Source organism: Alteromonas sp. ABV2_168 (genome assembly GCF_056161165.1).
Genome location: NZ_JBSWYQ010000003.1, coordinates 91,760 through 115,254, shown reverse-complemented (window position 1 = coordinate 115,254; position 23,495 = coordinate 91,760). Strand labels below are relative to the sequence as shown.

General features: G+C 48.8%; 22 protein-coding genes. 7 read left to right on the top strand and 15 right to left on the bottom strand.

Annotated elements, in window-relative coordinates; genetic code table 11:
* Positions 1–28: 28 nt before the first annotated feature.
* From folA to rplU, 4 genes are all read right to left on the bottom strand, one after another.
* Complete coding sequence (gene folA, locus ACXAH4_RS06085) at positions 29–532, bottom strand: type 3 dihydrofolate reductase (protein WP_474845202.1); 504 nt, start codon at positions 530–532, stop codon at positions 29–31.
* Between the two features lie 22 nt (positions 533–554).
* Entirely contained in the window at positions 555–1,718 is a 1,164-nt protein-coding gene (gene cgtA, locus ACXAH4_RS06080; RefSeq protein WP_474845204.1) for an Obg family GTPase CgtA, read from the bottom strand.
* 182 nt (positions 1,719–1,900) lie between these two features.
* The gene (rpmA, locus tag ACXAH4_RS06075; protein WP_070125553.1) at positions 1,901–2,158 is read right to left on the bottom strand and encodes a 50S ribosomal protein L27; all 258 of its coding nucleotides are present in this window, start codon (positions 2,156–2,158) and stop codon (positions 1,901–1,903) included.
* A 15-nt stretch (positions 2,159–2,173) separates the two neighbouring features.
* Positions 2,174–2,485, bottom strand: coding sequence for a 50S ribosomal protein L21 (rplU, locus tag ACXAH4_RS06070; RefSeq protein WP_119499992.1), 312 nt, complete (start codon positions 2,483–2,485; stop codon positions 2,174–2,176).
* Positions 2,486–2,795: 310 nt separating this feature from the next.
* Here rplU and ispB point away from each other — a divergent pair, with 310 nt between their 5' ends.
* Positions 2,796–3,770, top strand: a complete 975-nt coding sequence (gene ispB, locus ACXAH4_RS06065) for an octaprenyl diphosphate synthase (protein ID WP_349584550.1) — start codon at positions 2,796–2,798, stop codon at positions 3,768–3,770.
* 26 nt (positions 3,771–3,796) lie between these two features.
* On the opposite strand, the gene ACXAH4_RS06060 is transcribed toward ispB, so the two are convergent.
* The 3 genes from ACXAH4_RS06060 to ACXAH4_RS06050 all read right to left on the bottom strand — a co-directional run bounded on the left by ACXAH4_RS06060 (position 3,797) and on the right by ACXAH4_RS06050 (position 7,941).
* Entirely contained in the window at positions 3,797–4,456 is a 660-nt protein-coding gene (locus ACXAH4_RS06060) for a ZIP family metal transporter (RefSeq protein WP_474845370.1), read from the bottom strand.
* 69 nt (positions 4,457–4,525) lie between these two features.
* Positions 4,526–5,845, bottom strand: a complete 1,320-nt coding sequence (gene pepQ, locus ACXAH4_RS06055) for a Xaa-Pro dipeptidase (RefSeq protein WP_474845207.1) — start codon at positions 5,843–5,845, stop codon at positions 4,526–4,528.
* A 65-nt stretch (positions 5,846–5,910) separates the two neighbouring features.
* Entirely contained in the window at positions 5,911–7,941 is a 2,031-nt protein-coding gene (locus ACXAH4_RS06050) for a transglycosylase SLT domain-containing protein (protein ID WP_474845209.1), read from the bottom strand.
* Positions 7,942–8,269: 328 nt separating this feature from the next.
* On the opposite strand from ACXAH4_RS06050, the gene fadB reads away from it, so the two are divergent.
* The 3 genes from fadB (at position 8,270) to ACXAH4_RS06035 (ending at position 11,939) form a co-directional block, all read left to right on the top strand.
* The gene (gene fadB, locus ACXAH4_RS06045; RefSeq protein WP_474845211.1) at positions 8,270–10,420 is read left to right on the top strand and encodes a fatty acid oxidation complex subunit alpha FadB; all 2,151 of its coding nucleotides are present in this window, start codon (positions 8,270–8,272) and stop codon (positions 10,418–10,420) included.
* 19 nt (positions 10,421–10,439) lie between these two features.
* Entirely contained in the window at positions 10,440–11,603 is a 1,164-nt protein-coding gene (gene fadA, locus ACXAH4_RS06040) for an acetyl-CoA C-acyltransferase FadA (RefSeq protein WP_119499987.1), read from the top strand.
* A gap of 171 nt (positions 11,604–11,774) precedes the next feature.
* The gene (locus ACXAH4_RS06035) at positions 11,775–11,939 is read left to right on the top strand and encodes a hypothetical protein (protein ID WP_181013645.1); all 165 of its coding nucleotides are present in this window, start codon (positions 11,775–11,777) and stop codon (positions 11,937–11,939) included.
* A 56-nt stretch (positions 11,940–11,995) separates the two neighbouring features.
* On the opposite strand, the gene ACXAH4_RS06030 is transcribed toward ACXAH4_RS06035, so the two are convergent.
* The 8 genes from ACXAH4_RS06030 to ACXAH4_RS05995 all read right to left on the bottom strand — a co-directional run bounded on the left by ACXAH4_RS06030 (position 11,996) and on the right by ACXAH4_RS05995 (position 21,211).
* Entirely contained in the window at positions 11,996–12,673 is a 678-nt protein-coding gene (locus ACXAH4_RS06030; protein ID WP_474845214.1) for a hypothetical protein, read from the bottom strand.
* A gap of 259 nt (positions 12,674–12,932) precedes the next feature.
* Positions 12,933–13,142, bottom strand: a complete 210-nt coding sequence (gene cspE, locus ACXAH4_RS06025; protein ID WP_108568737.1) for a transcription antiterminator/RNA stability regulator CspE — start codon at positions 13,140–13,142, stop codon at positions 12,933–12,935.
* 290 nt (positions 13,143–13,432) lie between these two features.
* Positions 13,433–15,073, bottom strand: coding sequence for a ubiquinone biosynthesis regulatory protein kinase UbiB (gene ubiB / locus ACXAH4_RS06020; RefSeq protein ID WP_474845216.1), 1,641 nt, complete (start codon positions 15,071–15,073; stop codon positions 13,433–13,435).
* Positions 15,074–15,093: 20 nt separating this feature from the next.
* Complete coding sequence (locus tag ACXAH4_RS06015) at positions 15,094–15,738, bottom strand: ubiquinone biosynthesis accessory factor UbiJ (RefSeq protein WP_474845218.1); 645 nt, start codon at positions 15,736–15,738, stop codon at positions 15,094–15,096.
* Entirely contained in the window at positions 15,738–16,520 is a 783-nt protein-coding gene (gene ubiE, locus ACXAH4_RS06010; RefSeq protein ID WP_474845220.1) for a bifunctional demethylmenaquinone methyltransferase/2-methoxy-6-polyprenyl-1,4-benzoquinol methylase UbiE, read from the bottom strand. The genes ACXAH4_RS06015 and ubiE overlap by 1 nt, the downstream gene beginning before the upstream one ends.
* A 123-nt stretch (positions 16,521–16,643) precedes the next feature.
* A complete protein-coding gene (locus tag ACXAH4_RS06005) occupies positions 16,644–17,330 on the bottom strand; it encodes a DNA-3-methyladenine glycosylase I (RefSeq protein ID WP_474845222.1) in 687 nt (228 codons plus the stop codon).
* Entirely contained in the window at positions 17,330–19,366 is a 2,037-nt protein-coding gene (prlC, locus tag ACXAH4_RS06000; protein WP_474845224.1) for an oligopeptidase A, read from the bottom strand. Before prlC ends, ACXAH4_RS06005 begins: the two co-directional genes overlap by 1 nt.
* A gap of 141 nt (positions 19,367–19,507) precedes the next feature.
* On the bottom strand, positions 19,508–21,211 hold the full coding sequence (locus ACXAH4_RS05995) for a two-component system response regulator (protein ID WP_474845226.1): 1,704 nt from the start codon (positions 21,209–21,211) through the stop codon (positions 19,508–19,510).
* Between the two features lie 360 nt (positions 21,212–21,571).
* Here ACXAH4_RS05995 and ACXAH4_RS05990 point away from each other — a divergent pair, with 360 nt between their 5' ends.
* From ACXAH4_RS05990 to ACXAH4_RS05980, 3 genes are read left to right on the top strand one after another with little or no spacing between them, the layout of a single operon-like run.
* Positions 21,572–22,132, top strand: a complete 561-nt coding sequence (locus ACXAH4_RS05990; RefSeq protein WP_119499978.1) for a response regulator — start codon at positions 21,572–21,574, stop codon at positions 22,130–22,132.
* Positions 22,133–22,158: 26 nt separating this feature from the next.
* Positions 22,159–22,524 (top strand): hypothetical protein, encoded by a 366-nt coding sequence (locus tag ACXAH4_RS05985; protein WP_474845229.1) that lies wholly within the window; start codon positions 22,159–22,161, stop codon positions 22,522–22,524.
* A 1-nt stretch (position 22,525) separates the two neighbouring features.
* Positions 22,526–23,464, top strand: coding sequence for a sensor histidine kinase (locus ACXAH4_RS05980; RefSeq protein WP_303573862.1), 939 nt, complete (start codon positions 22,526–22,528; stop codon positions 23,462–23,464).
* The last annotated feature ends 31 nt before the right edge of the window (positions 23,465–23,495 follow it).

Here is a 23,495-nt window from a genome sequence, read left to right as displayed (position 1 = left end):
ATAAAATACCGATTGATGTATTTTAAGACTATTTACGTGTTAATGTGAAGAAAGTGTAGTCGTAAGGATTATGCTCATCGGCACGGTTTTCAACCACATCTGAACGTACCCAGTCGCCCTGAGAATCGTAATCAGGGAAACAGGTGTCACCTTCGACAGTTAACGCTATTTGTGTCAGATAAAGAGTGGTTGCCTGAGGCAGAAAAGCTTCATAGACCTTACCGCCACCAATCACCATCACTTCATCATCTTCCGTGACCATCTCACTGGCAGCGCTGAGTGCCTCGTCGACGTTAGTAACCACAGTCACCGTGTCAGGAAAATCTGAAGCTGCTGCAGAAGTAATGACGATATTGGGTCTGCCAGGTAAAGGTCTGCCAATTGACTCCCAGGTTCTGCGTCCCATGATCACCGGCTTACCTAACGTTACCGCCTTGAAATGCTTCAAATCGGCCGGCAGGTGCCAGGGCATATCATTGTCAGCGCCGATAACCCGGTTGTGTGCCATGGCGGCAATCATCGCAATCTTCATCACTACTCCTTAAGACGCGATATCAGCGACGGTATTCTACTTCAACGTCGTAGTCGTCTTCATCCCAGTCATCATCGTCATCGAGATCGTCATCCAGATCGCCCTGCATGGTCTCGCGATCGTAACTATCCCACTTAAACTCTACCGTCTCTTTCTCATCGTCTTCGTCGATGCCGGCAGGCAGTGTTTCAATGTAATTCATGATTTCGTGGCAAAGCTGTTGTGTGTTCATTTTCTGGAAAGCAGAAATTTGATAAACAGGACCATCCCAGTCCAGCTTTTCTTTAATTGATTCACACAACGCTTCCACTTCTTCCTCGAGAAGCAGATCAACTTTGTTGAACACTAACCAGCGTGGCTTGGCTGCCAGCTTAGGACTGTACTTTTCAAGTTCTTCTATGATCTTCTTCGCGTTTTCCGCGGGATCGCTCTGATCTGCCGGCAACAGATCAACCATGTGTAACAATACGCGGCAGCGCTCTAAGTGCTTCAGGAAGCGGATACCCAGACCGGCACCGTCGGCCGCGCCCTCGATGAGTCCGGGAATATCAGCAATAACGAAACTACGTTGTGAATCCTGTCTGACAACCCCCAGGTTAGGTACCAGTGTGGTAAAGGGGTAATCGGCGACTTTAGGTTTAGCAGCAGACACAGAGCGGATGAAGGTAGATTTACCGGCATTCGGCATACCGAGCAGGCCCACATCGGCAAGCAGCATGAGCTCCAGCTTCAGATTGCGGATTTCACCTGGCGTACCGTTTGTTTTCTGTCTGGGTGCACGGTTTACGCTACTTTTAAAGCGGGCATTACCTAAACCGTGAAAACCGCCCTGCGCGACTTTCAGGCGCTGGCCGTGCTTAGTCAGATCGCCCAGCACTTCTGCCGTTTCCACATCTGTCGCACGGGTACCAACCGGTACCATTACCGTAAGATCTTCACCTGCACGGCCGGTACAGTTTCCGCCCTGGCCATTCTGACCACGCTCAGCACGGTGGAAACGCTCGAAGCGATAATCAATGAGGGTGTTCAGGTTCTCATCGGCCTGCAGATAAACAGAACCGCCATCACCACCATCACCGCCGTCAGGACCACCTTTCGGGATATATTTTTCACGTCTAAAGCCAACCGTGCCGTTACCACCGTCGCCGGCTTCAACACGAATTTCAGCTTCATCAACAAATTTCATTAGTCACTCCGAGTCGTTGTCGACTACCGTATTTGAAAGCTAAGTTTACACCATTGTGACAATCACTACATCGCCAATCTGGTGAAGGGCTGCGGACCCCGGAAAAAATCTTGTTACTAAAAACAAAAAACCCCGCTTACGCGGGGTTTTTTAAGCCTGTTCGGCGTAACGTCAATCCGCGATTACTCGCCGATGATGCTCACGAATTTACGGTTGTTCTTGCCTTTAACGTCAAATTGAACTTTACCGTCTTTCAGAGCAAACAACGTGTGATCTTTACCGATACCTACGTTGTCGCCAGCGTGGAAACGAGTTCCACGTTGTCTTACGATGATGTTACCAGCAAGCACAGATTCGCCGCCAAAGCGCTTAACACCAAGGCGTTTACTTTCTGAATCACGACCGTTTTTGGTACTACCACCAGCTTTTTTGTGTGCCATGTGTTCGTGCTCCTATTATGCGTTGATACCAGTGATTTTCACTTCTGTGAACCACTGACGGTGACCCGCTTGTTTACGGTGATGTTTACGACGACGGAACTTAACGATTTTGATTTTATCGCCACGTCCGTGCTGAACTACTTCAGCAGTAATTTTGCCACCAGCAACTAAAGGGGTGCCGATCTTAACGTCGTCACCGTTGCTAACCATTAATACGTTATCGAATTCAACAGTCTCGCCCGGCGCGACTTCGATCTTCTCTAGACGAACGGTCTGGCCTTCAGCCACACGGTGCTGTTTACCGCCACTTTGGAAAACCGCGTACATATTCTACTCCGCTCTGCGTCTCATTGACGCTTCAATTCAAAAAACAGGGCGCGAATTGTACGTGAAACATCCTGAGATCTCAACCCCGAAAAACACAAAATTTGATTATTTTTCGCGCTTCGGCTCAATTCGCTGCCAGAACTACTAAAAGCCCGCATTTTACCTGCATTTTCCCCTTCAGGGAAATGCTGCTAAGGGATTATTTTTTCATTCATTTCAGTTTTTTAAACCATGCGGGTGGATACCCTTTCAGATTCAGGTACAATCAGCGCTCAGAATGAAATCAGTAAAACATACCCACGACATGCCCATGGACATAAATGCGATCCGCGAGCTGACAGCTGCGGACATGAAAGCGGTAAATGCGCTTATACAGCAGCAAGTCGACTCAGAAGTTGCTCTAATCAATCAGTTAGGCTTTTACATCGTCAACAGTGGCGGAAAAAGGCTGCGCCCGTTGTTGTCTGTTCTGGCAGCGAGATCAATGGGGATCACAACAGATCAGCATCACACGCTGGCCGCGATCATTGAATTTATCCACACATCCACTTTGCTTCATGATGATGTGGTTGATGAATCCACATTACGCCGGGGTCAACAAACGGCGAATGCAATATTTGGTAATCAGGCAAGCGTACTGGTGGGCGATTTTCTTTACTCCCGTTCATTCCAGATGATGGTCGATCTGCAAAGTATGCGTGTCATGGAGATTTTATCTGACGCAACCAACCGTATTGCCGAAGGTGAAGTATTGCAGTTAATGAACTGTAATGACCCGGACACCACAGAAGCCCGCTATTTTGACGTAATTTACGGCAAAACTGCCCGCTTATTTGAAGCAGCAACACAGCTTGCCGCTGTGCTGACGGGGCAGCCTGAGCACATTGAAAAAGCCATGCAGGATTACGGTAAACACCTGGGCACCGCTTTTCAGTTAGCTGACGACATTCTCGATTATGCGGCTGATAAAGACGAAATGGGTAAGAACACCGGCGATGATCTTGCAGAAGGTAAGCCTACCCTGCCCCTGTTGTATGCCATGTGGCACGCTGAAGATGAAGCGGATAAACAACTGATCAGAGAAGCCATTGAGAAAGCAAATGGCCTGCCTCACCTGTCACGAATAGTCAATATTATGAGTGAAACCGGTGCGCTGGAATATACCAAACGCTGCGCGGATGAAGAAACGCAGAAAGCCATAGCCGCATTGGCTCCAGTGCCGGAATCTGACTACAAACAGGCGCTGATTGCATTAGCGCATATCGCTGTAGAACGAACTAAATAAGACTTCTCAGGCCCGATGTTGCGGGCCTAATTCTCAACCATAAATCCGATCATACCCATCAAGAAACCTGCAATAGCCCCCATGGGTGGCAGCCATTGTTTTTCCACGTAAATTTGCGGTGCCATATCCTGAAAGACAGAATAAAGGATCCCTCCGGCGGCAAACAACATTATGCCACCAATGACTGTGGGATAATCAGCCAGCCAGTAAAATCCGGCGACGGCCATCACCGGCCCCAGCAACGCCATTGCAGCAAACTTCCAAATCAGTTTATTCTGATACTTTAAATTTCCGCCTGTCATTTCGCGGTAAGCATTAAAGCCCTCCGGCAGGTTCTGAATAGCAATCAGCAAACCAAGTAACAGGGTTCCACCTCCGGATGCTGCAGTCGTTCCCAACGCCAGAGATTCAGGTACAAAATCACTTAACATTGCCGCTAACTGACTGGCCGGAGTGTTCTGTCTGGCCAGATAGATATCCAGACTCATGAATACCAGAGCGCCTGCGGTAAAACACAAAGTGGCAGTCAGAGGTGTATGCGCAGTGATGCCCTCAGGCACCAGAACGAGTGCTACAGCTGAAAGTAGTGCTCCCGCCCCGAGCGCCATGATGCCGTGGCGAATTTCCTGCTCCAGCCACTCAGGCTGAATGCGGTCATTCCTGGCCAGTAACGCTCCGGCTGGCATAGCTAATCCGGCAATCAGCGCAATAAAGATCACGCTGATCAGGTTGTGATCCACCACAGATCTGACTCCTTAATTCAAACCCAAATCACGGGTCATATTCTCATTTCTGTCCCGGTGTACAATGATATTGTCTTCAATACGGATCCCGCCGAAAGGCCGGTACCGGTCAACAATATCCCAGTTAATGTACTTAGAGTTATCGCTGGCTTTCAAATTGGACAGCAGCGTGTCGATGAAATATAACCCGGGCTCGATAGTGAAGATCTGACGGGCTTCCACCACGCGGGTACAACGCAGGAATGGATGCTCTTCTGGTGCCGGTTTTGGCGTACCGCGGTCATCAGCTACCAGCCCGCCTACATCATGTACCTGTAAGCCAAGGAAGTGGCCTATACCGTGAGGAAAGAAAGTACTGGTGATTTGTTTTTCAACAATTTCCTGAGGCTTAAGATTGACCAGTCCCACATCATGAAGAATTTGTGCAATGCCATCGTGGGCAAGAATATGAATGTCGGTATAAGCAACACCGGGTTTAAGTGCATTGCCTAATGTCACCGTAACTTTATCAACATGTGCGATTAGCTCAGCGAACAGAGGATCTGAGTGGCTGTACGTCCGCGTAATATCGGCGGCATAACCATGAAAAGAGGCACCGGCATCAATGAGAAACGAGCGTGACGTATCCGGCGCTGCATTGTCACAATGCATGTAATGCAGAATAGATGCATGCTCGTTGAGCGCAATAATACTCGTGTAAGGTAAGTCGTTGTCTCCCTGACCCGCCGCGCTGTTGTAAGCCTGCTTAATGGCAAACTCACTTTCACCTGCCATAAATGCTTCGCGGGCAGCACGGTGCCCCTGCACAGCCAGTTTATTGGCTTTGCGCATACACAGCATCTCGTAATCAGTTTTATACGCCCGCTGAAAGTGCAGGTAATTTAACGCCCGGTCCGGATTAACAATGTGGAATCCCAATGCGCTGGCCACTTCAATATACTCACCTACATAGGCATATTTCTGCTTATCGTAAGGCAAATGTTTTTCAACAGCGTCAGCCTGCTTTAGCAGGACGATATCGAACTCAGCCGTCCAGAAGTCATCCGGTTCAGGAGGTACTTTGTGCCAGAAATCCACAGGACGGTAAAAAATGAGTTTCGGTTTATCGGTACCGTTCACAACCAGCCAGCAATGCGGGTTATCTACAACAGGCACCCAGGCTTTGAAATGAGGATTCACCTTAAACGGATAATCATTGTCATCGAGGAAAAGCCGTTTACTTTGTCCCGCATGAATAACCAGCCCGTCCAGACCTTCCCGCTGCAAAGCTTCTCTGGTACGGGACTGAAGTGTCTCAATATGTGCGCGGTAGGACGCGGTAAGTGTGGTCATAAACCCTCATATATTCTGTCGTTAATTGTTTTAATTTGTAAAAGACCGGCGGTATGCCACCGGCCTTATTTGGGTGCGTAAGTGCCGCCTGCCCTTCCTCCGGGAGAAGAAAGGCCGGTAGCCGGCGGAATAGCAGATTTTGCCAGTTGCTCAAACAGCCCTGAAGACTCACCCAGCTGATGTTCGTAAATATAACGGTATGCCATCACCGCTTTTACGTAACTGCGGGTTTCTTTATATGGAATCGTTTCAATCCAGATATCCGTTTCTACGTTTTTGCCGGCAGGTAACCATTCCATAACCCGCCGCCACCCGGCATTATATGACGCCGAAACCAGTACCGGATTATCGCCCATTTTGTCCATCAGATAACGCAGGTACTGCACACCAAACTGAACATTCTGACCTGCATCAAACAATTCATCTGTGGATACTCTTTTTTCGGCAATGTATCCCGCAGTGCCCGGCATTAACTGCATCAGGCCGCGGGCACCGGCAGGAGACACAGCATCGACCATAAACGAGCTTTCCCGGCGGGCAATTGCCATGGCAAATGCAGGCTGGATATCGTAGGCCCGTCCGACATCATCAAACTGTTCGGCATAGGCCATAGGGAAGCGCTTCTCCACGTCATCCAGAAAGCCGCTTTGAGTAAAACTGATGATTGCCTGGTCGAACCAACCCCACTCGCTGGCCAGTAAGGCCGCGTCCTTCACTTGCGAAGTATCCAGTGAGTTCACCAGATAACGCCACTCACGTCTGGCATCAATTAAGCGGCCAAGAGCGAGAAATTCCTGCGCCCGCTTTGCCGCCGGACGCTCAGCAATCATCTGCATATTTTCGTCACTGCGGGGCGTAGAGATGTGTTTCAGCGAAGGTTTCTCATTAACTCTGGCACTGGCCATAAAACCGTAATAGTTCCGTTCCTGAGCCAGTTCACGATAACGGATACCAGCCTGCTCCTGTAACCCCATCGCCTCGAGACTGCGGGCCTGCCAGTAACGATAGGCTTCATCCTGCTGCACATATTCCGGTGCTGCCGCGATTAGATCCAGCACGTCCTGCCATTTTTCATGACGCAACAAGTAAGACATATGCCAGCGTTTTACGTCATCTGCAGCACCACTGACATCAGCCCGCTTTAACCATTCATCTGCTTCCGGTTTGTCGTCAATGGCAAGACTCAGAGCAATTGCCCTGGTCACATCCAGTTGCTGCTGATGCGTTAACACATCCGCCGGCTGCCAGAGGTACCAGGCTTTAATTGCATCACCGGCATCCCGCCAGGCAAGCTTTTCCATACCGTAAGCAAGAATTTTTCCTTCTGTTTCTTTATTCTTCAGCGGAAACTGAGACTTCTTCAGTACCAGTGATGATGAAGTACGGATACGCTGCCATAAATCAGCCAGATATTGTTCTTTTGCAGGAAGCTTACGCTTCAGGTAAGGAATAAGCTTCGGGTTACCGGACAACGCCGCTTTCTCAATTCGACCTAACACCATGTCACCGGTCATCATGCCGGCCTGCTGCCATTTTTTGAATACAGGGTCACATTCGTCCGGTTGTGAACGGCCTGCCAGCCAGATGGGCTCAACTTTTTCTAACCAGTATTCAGGCTGGCCCGCGTCTTCCAACTGATATTGCAGATATTGACACGTAATGGTTGCCCCCATGCCATCGCGATAATTAGCAAGAAACGCTTTCTTTTCACCATGAGTAGCCAGGTAACGGAGCCAGCGGCCACGTAAGCCATAGGTAAAAGGCTGGTTGTGATAATTCAGCAGGAAAGACTCTATGTCTTCACGGTGAGCTATGTCCATCCGCTGATCGATTTGCTGCCGCAAAAGATAAGGATAAAGGGGATAGTCTTTTAATGCGGCAACATCGTCTTCCAGCGCAGCCACTTTTTTCCGGCTGGCGCGGCCAAGCTGTTTTTCGAGCTCAGTAAACTGTGCCCGCTTTAACTCTGATTCGGGAGAAGAAGGCGTTGGCTGAGCTTGCACAATACCTGCAACACTCATCACACCCAGCCAGAAACTGGCAACAAGAAAAGACACCGGAATGCGCTTCACGGAAGCGGCCGAAGATACTTGCATTCAAAACCATCCATCCAAAAACGAGTGAATGACAGGGGCGTTACCAGAAAATAAGGGGTAAAAAACAAAACAACCCGAAAATTTAAAATAGCGCTGGCGAACACCCGATTTCCTTACCATTATACAACCTTGTGATGTGAATTCGAGCTTGATTTTTTGCTGTTCAATCGCCATTTAGGAAAAAAATGTAAACACTTGTTTGAATTTTTATTGAAATTTTCCGTGGCATTGTCACAATCAAGCCACCCTAACACGTCAGAGTAAGACACCGGCTTGCAGTTCCGGTTCCTCATTTCTGACATCCTCGCCATTGCCGAAGGAGACGAGAATGATATACGAAGGCAAGAGTCTGACCGTTACGTTGTCAGATGATGGTATTGCTGAACTGGTTTTTGATGCACAAGGTTCAGTCAACAAATTTGACCGCCAGACGGTAGCTGAACTGGATGAAGCCACTGCGGCTATGGCTGCTCATGGTGGCATTAAAGGTGCAGTAGTAAGAAGTGGCAAACCGGCTTTCATCGTGGGTGCTGATATCACCGAATTTACGGCTATGTTTGAGCAACCGGAAGAAGAAGTGCTTGCGTGGGTAGCTAAAACATCACAGGTATTCGATCGCTTTGAAGATCTTCCCTTCCCCACCATCGCAGCGGTAAATGGCTTCGCGCTGGGCGGTGGCTGTGAGATGGCACTGGCTTGTGATTTCCGCGTTGTTGACACTACCGCTTCTATTGGCCTGCCGGAAGTCAAACTGGGCCTGATGCCAGGCTTTGGTGGTACCGTTCGCCTCCCCCGCCTGATTGGGTCCGATAATGCTCTGGAATGGATGACCACCGGCAAAGACAGAAAAGGCCAGCAAGCACTTGATGAAGGTGCGGTAGACGCAGTCGTGGCACCGGAGAAGCTTCTTGATGCAGCTACCACAATGGTAAGCAATGCCGCTGCCGGCAAGCTGGACTGGGAAACCCGCCGTGCAAATAAAAAAGCACCGTTAAAACTGAATCAAAATGAAGCAATGATGAGTTTTTCCACGGCGCAGGCATTCGTAGCGGCCAAAGCAGGTAAACATTATCCGGCTCCCCACATGATGGTAGAGACCGTTAAAAATGCAGCCGGCCTGGATCGCGACGGCGCGTTGAAACTGGAAAACCAGGGCTTTGTTAAACTGGCTAAAACCGACGCGGCACAAGCTCAAATCGGTATTTTCCTGGCTGACCAGCTGGTGAAAGGCAAAGGCAAAAAAATGGCCAAAGCCGCCACCAAAGAAGTCAAACTTAATGCGGTTCTCGGCGCCGGCATCATGGGCGGTGGAATCGCTTATCAGAGCGCATCCAAAGGCTTACCGGTAGTGATGAAAGACATCAACACTCCGGCGCTTGATTTAGGCTTGAGTGAAGCCGCCAAAATTCTGAATAAAGGCATGGAGCGCGGCAAAGTCGACGCGAAGAAAATGGCAGCCACGTTAAATGCCATTACCCCGACTCTCGAATACAGCACGCTGAAAGATGCAGACGTTGTCATTGAAGCGGTTGTCGAAAATCCGAAAGTAAAAGGCATCGTACTGAAAGAAGTGGAAGGTGTGGTGGCAGATGACGCCATTATATGTTCAAACACATCCACCATTTCCATTAACCAGCTGGCTGAAAACCTCGACAAACCAGAGCGCTTCTGTGGCATGCATTTCTTTAACCCCGTACATCGCATGCCGCTGGTAGAGATCATCCGTGGTGAGAAAACCACTGACGACACAATTAATGCCGTCGTTGCTACCACGCTGAAAATGGGCAAAACCCCCATTGTGGTCAATGATTGCCCCGGCTTTTTAGTGAACCGTGTGTTGTTCCCTTACTTTGCCGGCTTCAGCAAACTGGTACTAGACGGTGCCGATTTCGTTGCGGTTGATAAGGTCATGGAGAAAGACTTCGGCTGGCCAATGGGGCCTGCTTACCTGCTGGATGTGGTAGGTATGGATACGGCTGATCACGCTGCGGGCGTTATGGCTGAAGGTATTCCGGAGCGCATGGCGAAACTTGAGAATGATCCGGTCACTTTGCTTTACGAAGCGAAACGCCTGGGTCAGAAAAACGGCAAAGGCTTTTATAACTTCGGTACTGACAAACGGGGACGTCCCAGTAAAGAAGCCGCAGAAGAGGCTTACAGCCTGATCAACGCAAACACTGCTGAAACAAAAGCCTTTGATAAAGAAGAAATCATTGCCCGCCTGATGATTCCTATGGCAAACGAGGCTATCCGTTGTCTGGAAGAAGGCATTGTTGCCAGTGCTGCAGAAGCCGATATGGCGCTGCTTTACGGACTGGGATTCCCTCCTTTCCGTGGCGGAATTTTCCGTTATATCGAAACACTGGGCCTTGAGCAGTTTGTTGCTCTGGCAGACAAGTATGCCCACTTAGGTCCGATCTATCAGATTTCCGACGGCGTGCGCCAGATGGCCGCTGACGGTAAGTCTTATTTCGCGTAACGGAACCAGGGAGAAGAATATGAAAGATGTAGTAATTGTTGATGCGATTCGCACACCTATGGGCCGTTCCAAAGGTGGCGTATTCAGAAATGTCCGTGCAGAGACTTTATCTGCCCACCTGATGACCGCATTACTGAAAAGAAACCCGAACCTCGATCCTGCTGAGATTGAAGATATTATCTGGGGTTGTGTGCAGCAAACGAAAGAGCAGGGTTTTAACGTTGCCCGAAATGCGCAGTTGCTGACTGACGTTCCCCGCTCCACAGCGGCAGTGACGGTGAACCGTTTGTGCGGATCTTCTATGCAGGCCCTGCATGATGCCACCAGCGGTATTATGAGCGGTCGCGGTGATGTATACATGATAGGCGGCGTTGAACACATGGGTCACGTTCCCATGACCTTCAACGTCGATTTCCACCCTGCTCTTGCTAAATATACCGCCAAAGCATCGGGGAATATGGGTATGACTGCCGAGCTGCTCGGTCGTCAAAACGGCATTAGCCGTGAGATGCAGGATGCCTTCGGCGCCCGCTCGCACCAGCTGGCTCATCAGGCCCACCTTGAAGGTCGTTGGGCAAATGAAATTGTACCCGTTGAGGGCCATGATGCAGACGGCGTGCTGACAATGGTTGATTATGACGAAGTCATTCGTCCCGAAACGACCGTCGAAACCTTATCCGGCTTACGCCCCGTATTTGATCCGGTAAACGGTACAGTCACCGCCGGTACCGCCTCTGCAATATCAGACGGTGCATCAGCCATGCTCGTTATGTCAGCTGACAAAGCGAAAGCACTGGGCTTAACGCCACGGGCAAAAATCCGCTCAATGGCGGTGGCAGGTTGTGACGCTGCAATCATGGGTTACGGCCCTGTACCAGCCACTAAAAAGGCGCTGCAACGGGCGGGTCTGAGTATGGATGACATTGAAATTGCCGAGTTCAACGAAGCTTTCGCTGCACAGGCATTGTCGTGTATCAAACAACTGGGCTGGCTGGAAAAATACGATGACCACGTCAACCTGAACGGCGGTGCCATCGCACTTGGTCACCCGCTGGGTTGTTCAGGCTCACGTATCAGCACCACCTTGCTGAACCTGATGGAAGCGAAAGATAAAACTCTGGGCCTCGCCACCATGTGCATTGGCTTAGGTCAGGGTATTGCTACCGTCTTCGAACGTGTTTAATCTTTTATAGATTACTCTGAAGAAAGGGCCTGCGGGCCCTTTCTTTATGCCCGGATATAGAAATTGGATTAGTACTGCATAAGCCTTACAACTAAACCTGCCGGGGTATACAGATCCCTGCTACACTCTGCTATATTGAAAGTTCAACAATTAACCGTTGCAGGGAATAAAATGAAAGTGATTTTCAGATGTCTGGGGCTTTTCCTCTTGCTGATTGCAGCACTTACTGCATACAGCGCAGGACATCAAACCGGTGCATTTCTTTTTGTTGTACTTGGCTTCGTGTTAGAAGGCGTGTTCTGGACGGGTCTGTTTCCCCGCAAACGTGCCGGATAAAACTGAAAGACTCAAGCACGTGCATTTAATCACCGTGCTGTAATCTGATGACGATTTCAATACCACCATGGATGGCTGAAATCCACATACTGAGGATCAATTTCTGCAGTATAAGGGGGAGCGAAGCTACGCCAGAAAACCCCGGAGAATTCTGCTGCATTGATTGTCAGCTTTCCTTCTTTCTCGTACTTTTTCAATAATTTGTTGTAGGCGCCTACCGGATATTGAGGGGTGTTGGAGCGAAAGACAACTGCACCGCCAAACTCCTCGAACATCGCCTTTTCAACTTGCCAGTGTTTAACCTGTTCTGAAGCAATCTCCTGCACACTACGTTTTGGTGGCGGAGTAAATGCTGATGCCAGCTCTTTATCTTCTTCCGTCTCGGGTTCTGGCGGAGGGGTAGCGGTATCCAGACTGTCTTTAAACACTTCAACGAAACGTGCCACCAGTTCAGCGTCCGGTTCGATACCTTTAGATTCAGCATAATCCTTTAACACACCATCCACAATGATTTCGGTGAGTCTGGCCTGCTGAAATTGCGCTACGGCCATTTCTCGGGACACATTCATAGTTTTAGCCAGTGCATTGAGCTGCTTCTCTGTGGGCGATACAGAGCGCTCTGTCACTGGTTTACCCAGCAAAGTAGCCACTACATTTTGTTGAGCATGCGCAACTGCGGATAACGTTGTGCCTAAAATGAATAAAAGAAAAAGTCGCTTAAACGGATACGACATGAATGCTCCTTGAAAAGAATACCGGTATGTTAAACCACGCGGTTGTCCATAAGCGTGATACACAGAATAAAAGCAAATAACAACGGTTCAAACAGTAACATAATGTAACCTTGCCGGTGATGCTAATAACTAAGTGTAACAATTCAATAAAAGCGGAAAGAGAGAAAATTGCAACTGCAATTAAGACGCGATGACAATCGCCGATGATAAACGGTGGGGGAAATAAAAAACGGTGACAGATGTCACCGTTTTTTTGAAATCAGATAGCGTTGACGTTGGCAGCTTGAAGGCCTTTTTGACCTTGCTCAACTTCAAACTCAACTCGCTGACCTTCGTTCAGGGTTTTGTACCCTTCAGAAACGATAGCACGGAAATGTACGAATACATCTTTGTCGCCGCTATCCTGAGTCAGGAATCCATAACCTTTATCTGCGTTAAACCATTTAACGGTGCCTGTAACTTTAGACATGTAGACCTCAAAACTTTCAATAAAACTGCGCCAAAGGCGCTTTACTCGTGGCCTCATTGCAACGGGATATTTGGGTCTTACATGGGATGGACAAACAACTTACAACAATTACAGGTGTAACCAGAGCGTTCAAAACATCATGGTAGAAACAAAAATAATCTCGTCTTAAAAAGACCTTAGGCTAAAACAGCCTAAAACCACTATAACAGTTGGCGGGAAAAATGATACAAAAATTCACCGCTAACAGAAAATTATCACAATTTCGTAACCGGAGTGTCAGATTCCCTTACTTACGAAGACTTGGGGTGACTATGACGCCAGCCCTGAATCCAGCAACCCAACCCCACTACACCGCTCAGTGCAGCGAATGACCAGTGGTGAACATATACAGGCAGAATGGCCGCCACAATGATAAACGTGGACCCGACCACCACCCAATGATTGGCCTTGGCTGTTTCCAGCTGCAAACGTGCCAGCTCCTGATGATTTCTGGCTATTTGCACAGGCATGGTTTTTACCTGCCTTAAGCTGTCATAGAGCAGATCAGGCATCTCCGGCAATTTCTCGGACCAGAAAGGCAGGTTATCTTTTACCTTGGATAACATGGCACGGACACCAACCTGTTCTTTCATCCAGTTTTCGAGAAACGGTTTTGCCGTTTGCCACAAATCCAGTTGCGGATAGAGTTGCCGCCCTAACCCTTCGATATAAAGTAATGTTTTTTGCAGCAAAACAAGCTGAGGCTGCACCACCATATTGAAACGCCTGGCCGTATTAAACAGCTGAAGCAGAACGTTGCCGAAAGAAATCTCTGCCAGCGGCTTCTGGAAAATAGGCTCGCACACCGTCCGGATTGCCATTTCAAATTCATCGATATTAGTATCGGCAGGTACCCAGCCGGAATCGGCATGAAGTTGCGCCACCTTGCGGTAATCCCGGTTAAAAAAGGCAATAAAGTTTTCCGCCAGGTAACGCTTATCTTCTCTGTTAAGCGTACCCACAATGCCAAAATCGATGGCAATATACTGCGGATTTTCGGGGTGCTCTGCAGAGACAAAAATGTTTCCGGGGTGCATGTCAGCATGGAAGAAGCTGTCACGGAACACCTGGGTGAAAAACACTTCAACACCACGTTCTGCCAGCTTTTTCATATTGGTATTTTGCGCCAGCAGGGCTTCAATATTGGAAATAGGAATACCGTATATACGCTCCATGACAAGCACGTCATGACGGCAATAATCACCGTACATCTCAGGAACGTAGAGGCTCTGTGAGCCTTCAAAATTTCTGCGCAGCTGTATGCCGTTCGCCGACTCACGCATCAGATCCAGTTCATCCACAAGGGTTTTCTGGTACTCGGTAACAACCTCCACCGGACGCAAGCGCTTGCCATCAGGCAACCACTTCTGCAGTACGCCGGCCAGGGTATACAGCAGTTCCATATCTGCGTCGATAGTTTTGCGGATCCCCGGTCGCAATACTTTTACCACCACATGCTGACCATTCTCTTTTAATACCGCGGCATGAACCTGGGCAATAGAAGCTGATGCAAGAGGTTGCTCATCGAACTGGCTGAACACCAGGTTCAGCTTAGGTATATTCAGACTTTTCAGCACGATAGCTGTGGCGGCGTCGCTGGAAAAGGGCGCCACTTTATCCTGTAGCCTGGCCAGCTCATTGGCGATTGCCGGTGGCAGTAAATCCCGCCGTGTAGATAACATCTGACCGAACTTGATAAAAACCGGCCCCAGCGCCTGCAACGCCAGGGTTATCCGTTCGCCGGCAGATTTATCTTTATGTTCGTTGCTGATCCAGAAAATCAGTTTCCGCGCCAGGCGGGCATACCAGGGTAACCAGCGGGATGGAATTAGCTCATCAAGACCATGTTGCAGCAGAATTTTATTGATGAAATACAGACGACCAATACGCATGAAAAAATCCGGTTCAGGCTTTATCCGTTAGAAGGAGGGTTTTGTTCCAGTTTTGACAGCCGGGCTTCAAAACGGGCCACATCGTCTCTGAGTTCCGAGACCTGGTCAGCATACCAGGTAACCGCTATACGGGGCACAGCGATATCTTTCTCTTCGGTCAGAGCATTACTGAGGCCGGCTTTCGCATTGTTTAAAAATTGCGTGGCAGATTGCCGGGCTTTCGTTAATAACGCAAACGCCGAATGTGCCGTCACATCACCCACGTACCCTGAGGCGATTTCCTCCCAGTCGATGTTCAGTTGCTGAAACAAAGCACTGGCCTGCTGGGCAATATTAAGTTCGCCCTCAACCGACAATTTGCCGGCCTGAATAAGGCTGGTAATTTTGCTGCTTTGCTTCAGCTCCGGTAACACATCCAATCCGGCCCGGACGCAGCAGGTATGCTTATCCAGTTGCGCGACCACATCCTCAAATGTACCGTTTTCACCAAGCACGTCGATGCGATGGGAGAACACCAGCGACAACGCTACCGGCGTGCCGGTAACGAATATGGTAAGCCGCTTACCGTTCAGAGGCTTTAAACGTTCTGCAGCATGCTTATCCAGCGCAAGCAAGCGGTTAAGAGCCGTTTCAACAGCGGCCGTAACCAGTGCAATGGCAGGCATTAAAACTTGAATCCCCGGTGTAACGCCACGATGCCGCCGGTCAGATTCTGATAGTCACACTGTTCGAAACCCGCCTGTTCAAACATGCCCTTCAATGTCTCCTGATCCGGATGCATGCGGATACTTTCTGCCAGATACTGATAGCTCTCAGCATCATTGGCCACAAGCTGACCCATTTTAGGAAGAATGTGAAAAGAATACATATCGTACAGTTTACTGAGCTGCTCAGTGGTGGGCTTAGAAAACTCAAGCACCAGTAACCGGCCCCCCGGTTTTAATACGCGGTAGATAGAATTCAGGGCGTTCTGTTTTTCAGTCACGTTACGTAAACCGAATGCCATGGTCACCACATCAAAGGTGTTATCAGGAAACGGCAATGCTTCGGCGTCGGCCTGCACATAATCGATATTGTTAACCAGACCCCGGTCACGTAATTTGTCACGGCCAACTTTCAGCATGGACAGGTTAATATCTGCCAGAGTGACCTGACCTGCAGGGCCTACAAGTCGTGAAAACTTTGCTGTCAAATCACCGGTACCGCCGGCGATATCCAGCACTTTATGCCCTGTGCGGACGCCTGAACAGTCAATGGCGTGGCGCTTCCACAAACGGTGAATGCCTAACGACATTAAATCATTCATCACGTCGTATTTAGCTGCCACAGAATCGAAAACATTGGCAACTAAAGATGCCTTCTGTGTTTTATCGACCTGTTTATAGCCAAAATGGGTTGTGGATGTTTCCGCAGCGGTATCTGCCCGGCTCGCCGTATTATCGCTCATGGCTGTCCTGTCTTTAAATTTCAGTATGAAGAAGTGTACCCAAAAGCGGTAACGAACGACAGTGGTTTGCCGCCGCTACGCTTATTTAGATCAAACTTTGCAGTGTTCTCCTGACGGTGAACATTAATTTCCGTTGGGGCCCCAGCTTAGTGACAATGTCTGGCTGATTTCCTGCAGCGACAACCCGCTTTCCTGCTGCCATTGGGCAAAACAGGCGTTTGCAGCTTTCAACGACTTCTGGCTGGTCAGTGAACCGTCGATGATTTCGTGCTTGCGCAGGTAGTCTTCCACATCACGGGAAAACAAAAAAGTATCAACGCCCAGCGCACGTAAAGTATAAGGTCCCGTATTGCCGCCCAGACGGGCACCGTGCTTTTTCAGATACAACCAGAGTTCAGTGATACGTTCAGGGCCGAACCCAGCAACAAATTCACCGAAACTATTATGATGATGTTTGATGTCCTGAATCATCATAGCGTTGTCACGCACAGTCATGACCTTTTTGTAATTGCGCACGATGCGTTTGTCAGTGGCTTTCTGCTCAAGCATTTCATCGGGCATAAGCAACACTTTCTCAATATCAAAGCCAAAGAAAACGGTTTCAAAATCCGGCCATTTGGCTTCAATAACCCGCCATACAAACCCGGACTGAAACACTTTCTTTGTCATTGCCGCTAAGAAACGGTCATCAGGAATGGCTGCTACATCTTTTGCTGATAAAGGCTGACTGACTAAATGAGAAAGGGCGGCAGCGCCGCCCTTTCTCTGTGCCGCCCGTTTTTGAATTTCTGAAAACGGTTCGGCAGCCATCAGGTTCTGATCCCCGAGTGGCGAAGCAATGCATCTACCTGAGGCTCACGGCCCCGGAACGCAACGAAAAGTTCCATGGGCTCTTTACTGCCGCCCATCTCAAGGATGTTTTCTAAAAACGCTTTGCCTGTATCACGGTTGAATATACCGTCTTCTTCGAATTTGCTGAACGCGTCAGCAGACAGCACTTCAGCCCACTTGTAGCTGTAATAACCTGCTGCGTAGCCGCCGGCAAATATATGGCCAAAGCTGTGCTGGAAACGATTGAATGAAGGCGGTGTAACCACGGCAACCTGCCCGCGCACGCTGTCGAGTACTCCCTGAACATCCACATTCGCACCATCCTGTTGATGGATTTTGAAATCAAATAAACTGAATTCCAGCTGACGCACCATCTGCATGGCAGAGTGGTAATCTCTGGCTGCCAGCATTTTATCCAATAGTTCATCGGGTAACGGCTCGCCGGTTTCATAGTGACCGGAAATAAAGGTTAACGCCTCTTCTTCCCAGCACCAGTTTTCAAGGAACTGACTTGGCAGCTCTACGGCATCCCAGGGCACGCCATTGATACCGGAAACGCCGGCAACAGACATTTTAGTCAGCATATGATGTATGCCGTGACCAAACTCGTGGAACAAGGTAACCACTTCGTCATGGGTGAACAATGCCGGCTTGCCGCCCACAGGGCCATTAAAATTACAGGTCAGATACGCGACCGGTAATTGCAGCTCACCATCCACTCTGTAGCGGCGTACACGACATTCATCCATCCATGCGCCGCCACGCTTTTTAGCACGTGCATATAAATCAAGGTAGAAACTGCCCCTCATCACATCCGCGTCATCAGTAATCGTGAAGTAGCGTACATCGTCGTGCCATACATCGATTCCCGGCTGCTCAACAATCGTCAAACCATAGAGCTGATGCACAACGCGGAACAGCCCATGCAACACTTTGTCTTCGGGGAAATAAGGACGCAGCATTTCATCAGAAATGGTGTATTTTTCCTGCTTCAGTTTTTCACTGTAGTAAGGTAAATCCCAGGCGTTCAGTGACGTAATTCCGAAACCGGATTCAGCAAACGCTTTGACTTCCTCCAGTTCTTCCTGTGCCTGCGGACGTGATTTTGCCGCGAGATCTTCCAGAAATCCTGTTACCTGATCGGTAGATTGGGCCATTTTTGTTGCCAGAGACCGCTCCGCATAGCTGCTGAACCCGAGCAGTTTTGCAATTTCAGTACGCAGGGACAGAGTCTCCTGAATGATGGCTGTGTTATCCCACTGGCCACCATTTGGCCCCTGCTCTGACGCACGGGTCGTATAGGCGCGGTACATTTCTTCCCGCAGGGCAGCATTGTCGGCATACATCATGACAGGCAGGTAAGAGGGTATATCCAGTGTGAACAACCAGCCCTGCAGATCTTTCTGATGGGCTGCCTGCTCTGCCGCAGCAAGTGCGGATTCAGGTAAGCCCGCCAGTTCTGACTCATCGGTAACATGTTTCGACCAGCCCATGGTGGCGTCCATCACATTGTTACTGAACGTAGAAGACAGCTCGCTTAAGCGGGCCTGAATGGCAGCGAAGCGTTTTTTCTCTTCAGGCGGCAGGGCGACACCGGATAAGGTAAAGTCACGGATGGTATTATCAATCAGCTTCTTACGCTGTTCATCGAGGCCGGCAAATTCGTCACTTTCTTTAAGAGATTTATAGGCATTAAACAGGCCTTCGTGCTGACCAACCCAAGTGCCGTATTCAGACAACAAAGGCAAACAGGCATCGTGGGCTTCCCGCAGTTCATCACTGCTGACCACAGAGTTCATGTGGGAGACCGGTGACCACATTTTCCCCAGGCGGTCATCAGCCTCTTCAATTTTTGCCACCACGTTGGCATAGCTAAAATCGTTACTTTCCACCACTTCGTCGATGGTGGCTTTACAATGTTCGATGGCTTTTTCAATCGCTGGCTTAATATCTTGCGGAACGATACCGGAAAAAAGCGGCAGCCCGTCAACTTGCTCAATAGCAGGGGTAGTCATAATGATCTCGCTTGTTATCTGATGTCATGTGACTTTGATTATGGTGGCTAAGTGTCACAGCAGGCAACCGCACAGACTGCCTGCTTCACTTAATAACATTTACTCAGATGTTGGGATCACACAACACAAAAACAAGCGCAGTTACATCATTGACACAAATGGTTGGGTAATCACTACTTTTTCCAGCTCATTTCTCGGTACTGCCTTGCTGAAATAAAAGCCCTGCACCTGGTCGCACCCGATAGTTTGCAGGATCCGGAGCACCTGCTCAGTTTCAACTCCTTCGGCGATGGTCCCGATATTCAGACGCTGGCAGGTTTCAATGAGGCTTTTCACCAGTTCCCGCTTATTGACCTCGTAATCGATGTTGTCCACCAGCGATTTGTCTAACTTCAGTACGTCCACAGGCAGTTTCGCGAGGTACGACATAGAAGTAAAACCGGCACCAAAATCATCGATGGCGATTTTGACTCCCAGCAACTTTAATTGCCAGAGCAGGCCATTCACGTAATCACAGTTGGTAGCAATAGCGGTTTCTGTAATTTCCAGCTCCAGGCATGCAGGGTCCACCGAATAGCGCTCAATTTCGTCTTTTAAGATTTGGACGATCCGGTGGTTTTGCAGCTGTTTGGCCGACACGTTCATGGAAATACGCTTGATATCAGGGCTGAAACGCATCAACTCAGAGGCACTACGTACACTCTGGCGCAACACCCACTCGCCAATGGCTTCAATCTGACCGTCGAGTTCAGCCAGACGGACAAACTCTGCAGGCGGCACCCAGCCAAGATGATGATGCTGCCAGCGCAGCAACACTTCAGCACCTTCCACCAACCCGTTTTTCAATGTTACTTTGGGCTGAAAAGCCAGTTTGAACTGATTATTGTCTAGACCATTTTGCACATCAGCGCGAATAAATTGCTGACGCTGATAACGCTCTATGGTGCCATCGTCGAGATTGGATACGTGGCTGGAGTGCATTTCCCGTAAAATGGTGAGCTCAAGGTTCTTTATCAGTGTGTTGTAATCTACCGGCGATTTCCCGAGTACACGGAAGCCAACGCCCACCTGGCAATACACTGCCCGTTTATCAATACTGTATGTGCGCTGCAGTTTCCGGCGCAACATGGCACACCAGGACTCAAGTTCTTCTTCATTGGTTTCACGCATCTGAAAGGAGAACAACCCGAATTCATCACAACGTACACGACAGTTACCGTCAACAGCATCTTCAATGAGCTGCCCTACCTCACTGACCAGCGCGGCCATAGTATCTTCACCATGACTGTAGGAAACATCATCCATATTCACCAGCTTCACCGCGATAAGCGCAGCGTTGGCATCAATGTTGACCACATTAGGCGCTATCTGAGGCTCACCGGCATCATCTACCTGACGGGTAAGTTCTGCGATGCGTCGTTGCCAGCCATGATTCCGGCGTCCTTTAAAATACTCAAATGCCTGGTCAATTTCATTGATGAGCTGCCCTGCATTCCATGGCTTGGTAAGATATTTATTCGCCAGTCCGTTATTCAGCAAGCCCACCGCCATATCAAAATTGCTTTCTCCGCTCAGCATCAGCGTGATGGTTTGCGGATAAAACTGATTAATATATTTCAGCAGCTCCGCACCGGTCATGCCCGGCATCCTGTGATCTGTAAGTACCACGGCGATATTATTGTTCGCCAGTACCTTCATGGCTTCCTTGCCGTTTTGAGCCGTATGAACGACATAACCTGAGGGACGGACAGCCCGTTTGATTGAACTCAGCACCGCAGGTTCATCATCAACAATCAGCAGCTCCAGTTTGTTCAACCTCGTTACAGCAGCATTAGAACCAGACATGAAATACCTCATTACCGGGGGCCGGAGACCCGGAGTACACGCATCGCATGTACTCGTGTGTTAAAAGCAAAACGCAGGCACGTGACAGTGCCGCTTTTACCTGTAATTATACGATACCATTCCTTTTTACCGTATCTTGTATAAGTACACACTTATAAATTGGTATAATAATTACACAAAAGTAAATTTTCTCTAATCCAGAAAATATAAACACCTTTATTTTCAGAAACTTAAAAATCAAACAAACACTTCAATTGTCACAAATGTCATTTACTATACTTTAGTCTTTATTGTCACTTTAAATTTTCAGTGCTATAAATACAAAGGTCATTATTTGAGCATCTTGCGGAGCAATACTTTATGAAGACGTTAACGTCTGGCGAAATCGCATCTTACTGCGATGTGAATCTCCGAACCGTCATCCGCTGGATTGAAAGCGGAAAACTCAAGGGTTTTAAGTTACCCGGCCGGGGTAACAACCGTGTACTGGTAGACGACTTTATTGAATTTCTCGAACATCACAATATGCCGGTTCCCTCACAATTGCAGGGAGAAGCAACACCTGGCATTTTGATTGTAGACGACGAATTGCCTGTAGCAAAGTCAATCCAGCGCGTAGCGAGGCGTGCGGGCTACGACACTATGATTGCCACCGGCGGCTTTCAGGCAGGTGTCATGCTCAGCCAGCACAATCCGAGACTGATGACACTGGATTTAAGCATGCCGGGTATGGACGGCTACAGTGTTATTCAATTTACCCGCGAGCAGGCAAGATACAAGCGCCTGAAAATCATTGTCATTTCTGCCCTCGACGACAACAGCCTTGAACGGGCACTGGATCTTGGCGCTGACGCGGTACTGTCCAAGCCTTTTTCTAATCATGATCTGACAGAACTGTTAGATAAATTTATGACGGTGTAAGCCCTGTTTGCCTGAGGAGTCTGTCAATGGTGAAGCGTTCTGTATTTTTGCATCCCCCGGTGTTAAGTGCGGTACTGTTTGTCGTGATGACATGTGCCTGTCTGGCATCTGAGCATGACGATACACCGGTGACAGAACTCACAACACCTGATTTTTCTGCGATTTACACGGCAAAACTACATAAATCGGAAATACCCGGCTATTTTTATGATGGATGGCAAAAATCCGGGCAAAGCATGGCAGTAGTTAAAGAAGTAAAATACCCGATAAAAGCACCACATATCTGTGATGCATTACATTTACTCTCCCCTGCCCTGACGCGTAATGACGTTCCGACAGGATATCCGGCTTCGCCACCGGGCTTATTCTTTACCTTTCGCAGTGCGGGCTAACATGACACAACATGAAAATGGCAAAAGCGCAGATCAACTGCAGCTGGAACTGGAGCAAAAAGACAGGTTGATAGACAGCCTGCAAAAAGATCTCCGCGATGCTCAGCGACAACTGTTACAAGCAGAAAAGATGGCCTCAGTCGGTCAGCTTGCCGCCGGCGTTGCACACGAGATTAATAATCCGGTAGGTTTTGTTTCCAGTAACTTGTCCACTCTGGCTGATTACGTTCATGCTTACCAGGAAGTGATGACGCAGGTTCTTAAGCTGGCAAGTCCGGAAAATACTGAGCAGGACACGATTAAATCGAAACTGGCCAGTGCCATTGAAGAACACGATATCGAATTTATCAGCGAAGATATTCTGGCGCTGGTAGATGAATCTGCCGAAGGGTTGGAGCGTGTCAGTGAAATTGTGCGCGGGCTGCGGTTATTCTCCCGTATAGACTCTGACGACCGGCAGTGGTTTGATATTAACCAGTGCATGCGTACCACATTGAGTATGGTAAATAACAAACTGAAATATATTTGTCAGCAGGAATTGCGTCTCGAAGATATACCAAAGGTGTATATAAATGTAGGGAAAATTACTCAAATCTTTACTAACCTGTTAATAAATGCTGGTCAGGCGATTGAATCTACCGGCAAACAAGGGCAAATTATTGTTAAGTCATGGCATGAAGGGGACTATGTTCATATCAGCGTGACTGATTCCGGCTCCGGAATTAAACAGGAGCACCTCGATAAATTGTTTCATCCGTTTTTCACCACCAAGCCTGAGGGGCAAGGTACCGGACTGGGTTTATCGATTTCATTTGGCATTGCCGAAGAACATGGCGGCGAATTGAAAGTCGCCAGTAAAGAAGGCGTAGGCAGCACCTTCACATTAAGTCTGCCGACGACCGGCCCGGAAGATGAGCAGGAGCCGGAATCAGACTGCTAAAGCCGGCAGCAGCAAGCGTGGTTCACAGGAG

Excerpts from the sequence above, each read along its gene's own strand:
- folA (WP_474845202.1), bottom strand. The coding sequence starts at position 532 with ATGAAGATTGCGATGATTGCCGCCATGGCACACAACCGGGTTATCGGC.
- cgtA (WP_474845204.1), bottom strand. The coding sequence starts at position 1,718 with ATGAAATTTGTTGATGAAGCTGAAATTCGTGTTGAAGCCGGCGACGGT.
- rpmA (WP_070125553.1), bottom strand. The coding sequence starts at position 2,158 with ATGGCACACAAAAAAGCTGGTGGTAGTACCAAAAACGGTCGTGATTCA.
- rplU (WP_119499992.1), bottom strand. The coding sequence starts at position 2,485 with ATGTACGCGGTTTTCCAAAGTGGCGGTAAACAGCACCGTGTGGCTGAA.
- ispB (WP_349584550.1), top strand. The coding sequence starts at position 2,796 with ATGGACATAAATGCGATCCGCGAGCTGACAGCTGCGGACATGAAAGCG.
- ACXAH4_RS06060 (WP_474845370.1), bottom strand. The coding sequence starts at position 4,456 with ATGCCAGCCGGAGCGTTACTGGCCAGGAATGACCGCATTCAGCCTGAG.
- pepQ (WP_474845207.1), bottom strand. The coding sequence starts at position 5,845 with ATGACCACACTTACCGCGTCCTACCGCGCACATATTGAGACACTTCAG.
- ACXAH4_RS06050 (WP_474845209.1), bottom strand. The coding sequence starts at position 7,941 with ATGCAAGTATCTTCGGCCGCTTCCGTGAAGCGCATTCCGGTGTCTTTT.
- fadB (WP_474845211.1), top strand. The coding sequence starts at position 8,270 with ATGATATACGAAGGCAAGAGTCTGACCGTTACGTTGTCAGATGATGGT.
- fadA (WP_119499987.1), top strand. The coding sequence starts at position 10,440 with ATGAAAGATGTAGTAATTGTTGATGCGATTCGCACACCTATGGGCCGT.
- ACXAH4_RS06035 (WP_181013645.1), top strand. The coding sequence starts at position 11,775 with ATGAAAGTGATTTTCAGATGTCTGGGGCTTTTCCTCTTGCTGATTGCA.
- ACXAH4_RS06030 (WP_474845214.1), bottom strand. The coding sequence starts at position 12,673 with ATGTCGTATCCGTTTAAGCGACTTTTTCTTTTATTCATTTTAGGCACA.
- cspE (WP_108568737.1), bottom strand. The coding sequence starts at position 13,142 with ATGTCTAAAGTTACAGGCACCGTTAAATGGTTTAACGCAGATAAAGGT.
- ubiB (WP_474845216.1), bottom strand. The coding sequence starts at position 15,073 with ATGCGTATTGGTCGTCTGTATTTCATCAATAAAATTCTGCTGCAACAT.
- ACXAH4_RS06015 (WP_474845218.1), bottom strand. The coding sequence starts at position 15,738 with ATGCCTGCCATTGCACTGGTTACGGCCGCTGTTGAAACGGCTCTTAAC.
- ubiE (WP_474845220.1), bottom strand. The coding sequence starts at position 16,520 with ATGAGCGATAATACGGCGAGCCGGGCAGATACCGCTGCGGAAACATCC.
- ACXAH4_RS06005 (WP_474845222.1), bottom strand. The coding sequence starts at position 17,330 with ATGGCTGCCGAACCGTTTTCAGAAATTCAAAAACGGGCGGCACAGAGA.
- prlC (WP_474845224.1), bottom strand. The coding sequence starts at position 19,366 with ATGACTACCCCTGCTATTGAGCAAGTTGACGGGCTGCCGCTTTTTTCC.
- ACXAH4_RS05995 (WP_474845226.1), bottom strand. The coding sequence starts at position 21,211 with ATGTCTGGTTCTAATGCTGCTGTAACGAGGTTGAACAAACTGGAGCTG.
- ACXAH4_RS05990 (WP_119499978.1), top strand. The coding sequence starts at position 21,572 with ATGAAGACGTTAACGTCTGGCGAAATCGCATCTTACTGCGATGTGAAT.
- ACXAH4_RS05985 (WP_474845229.1), top strand. The coding sequence starts at position 22,159 with ATGGTGAAGCGTTCTGTATTTTTGCATCCCCCGGTGTTAAGTGCGGTA.
- ACXAH4_RS05980 (WP_303573862.1), top strand. The coding sequence starts at position 22,526 with ATGACACAACATGAAAATGGCAAAAGCGCAGATCAACTGCAGCTGGAA.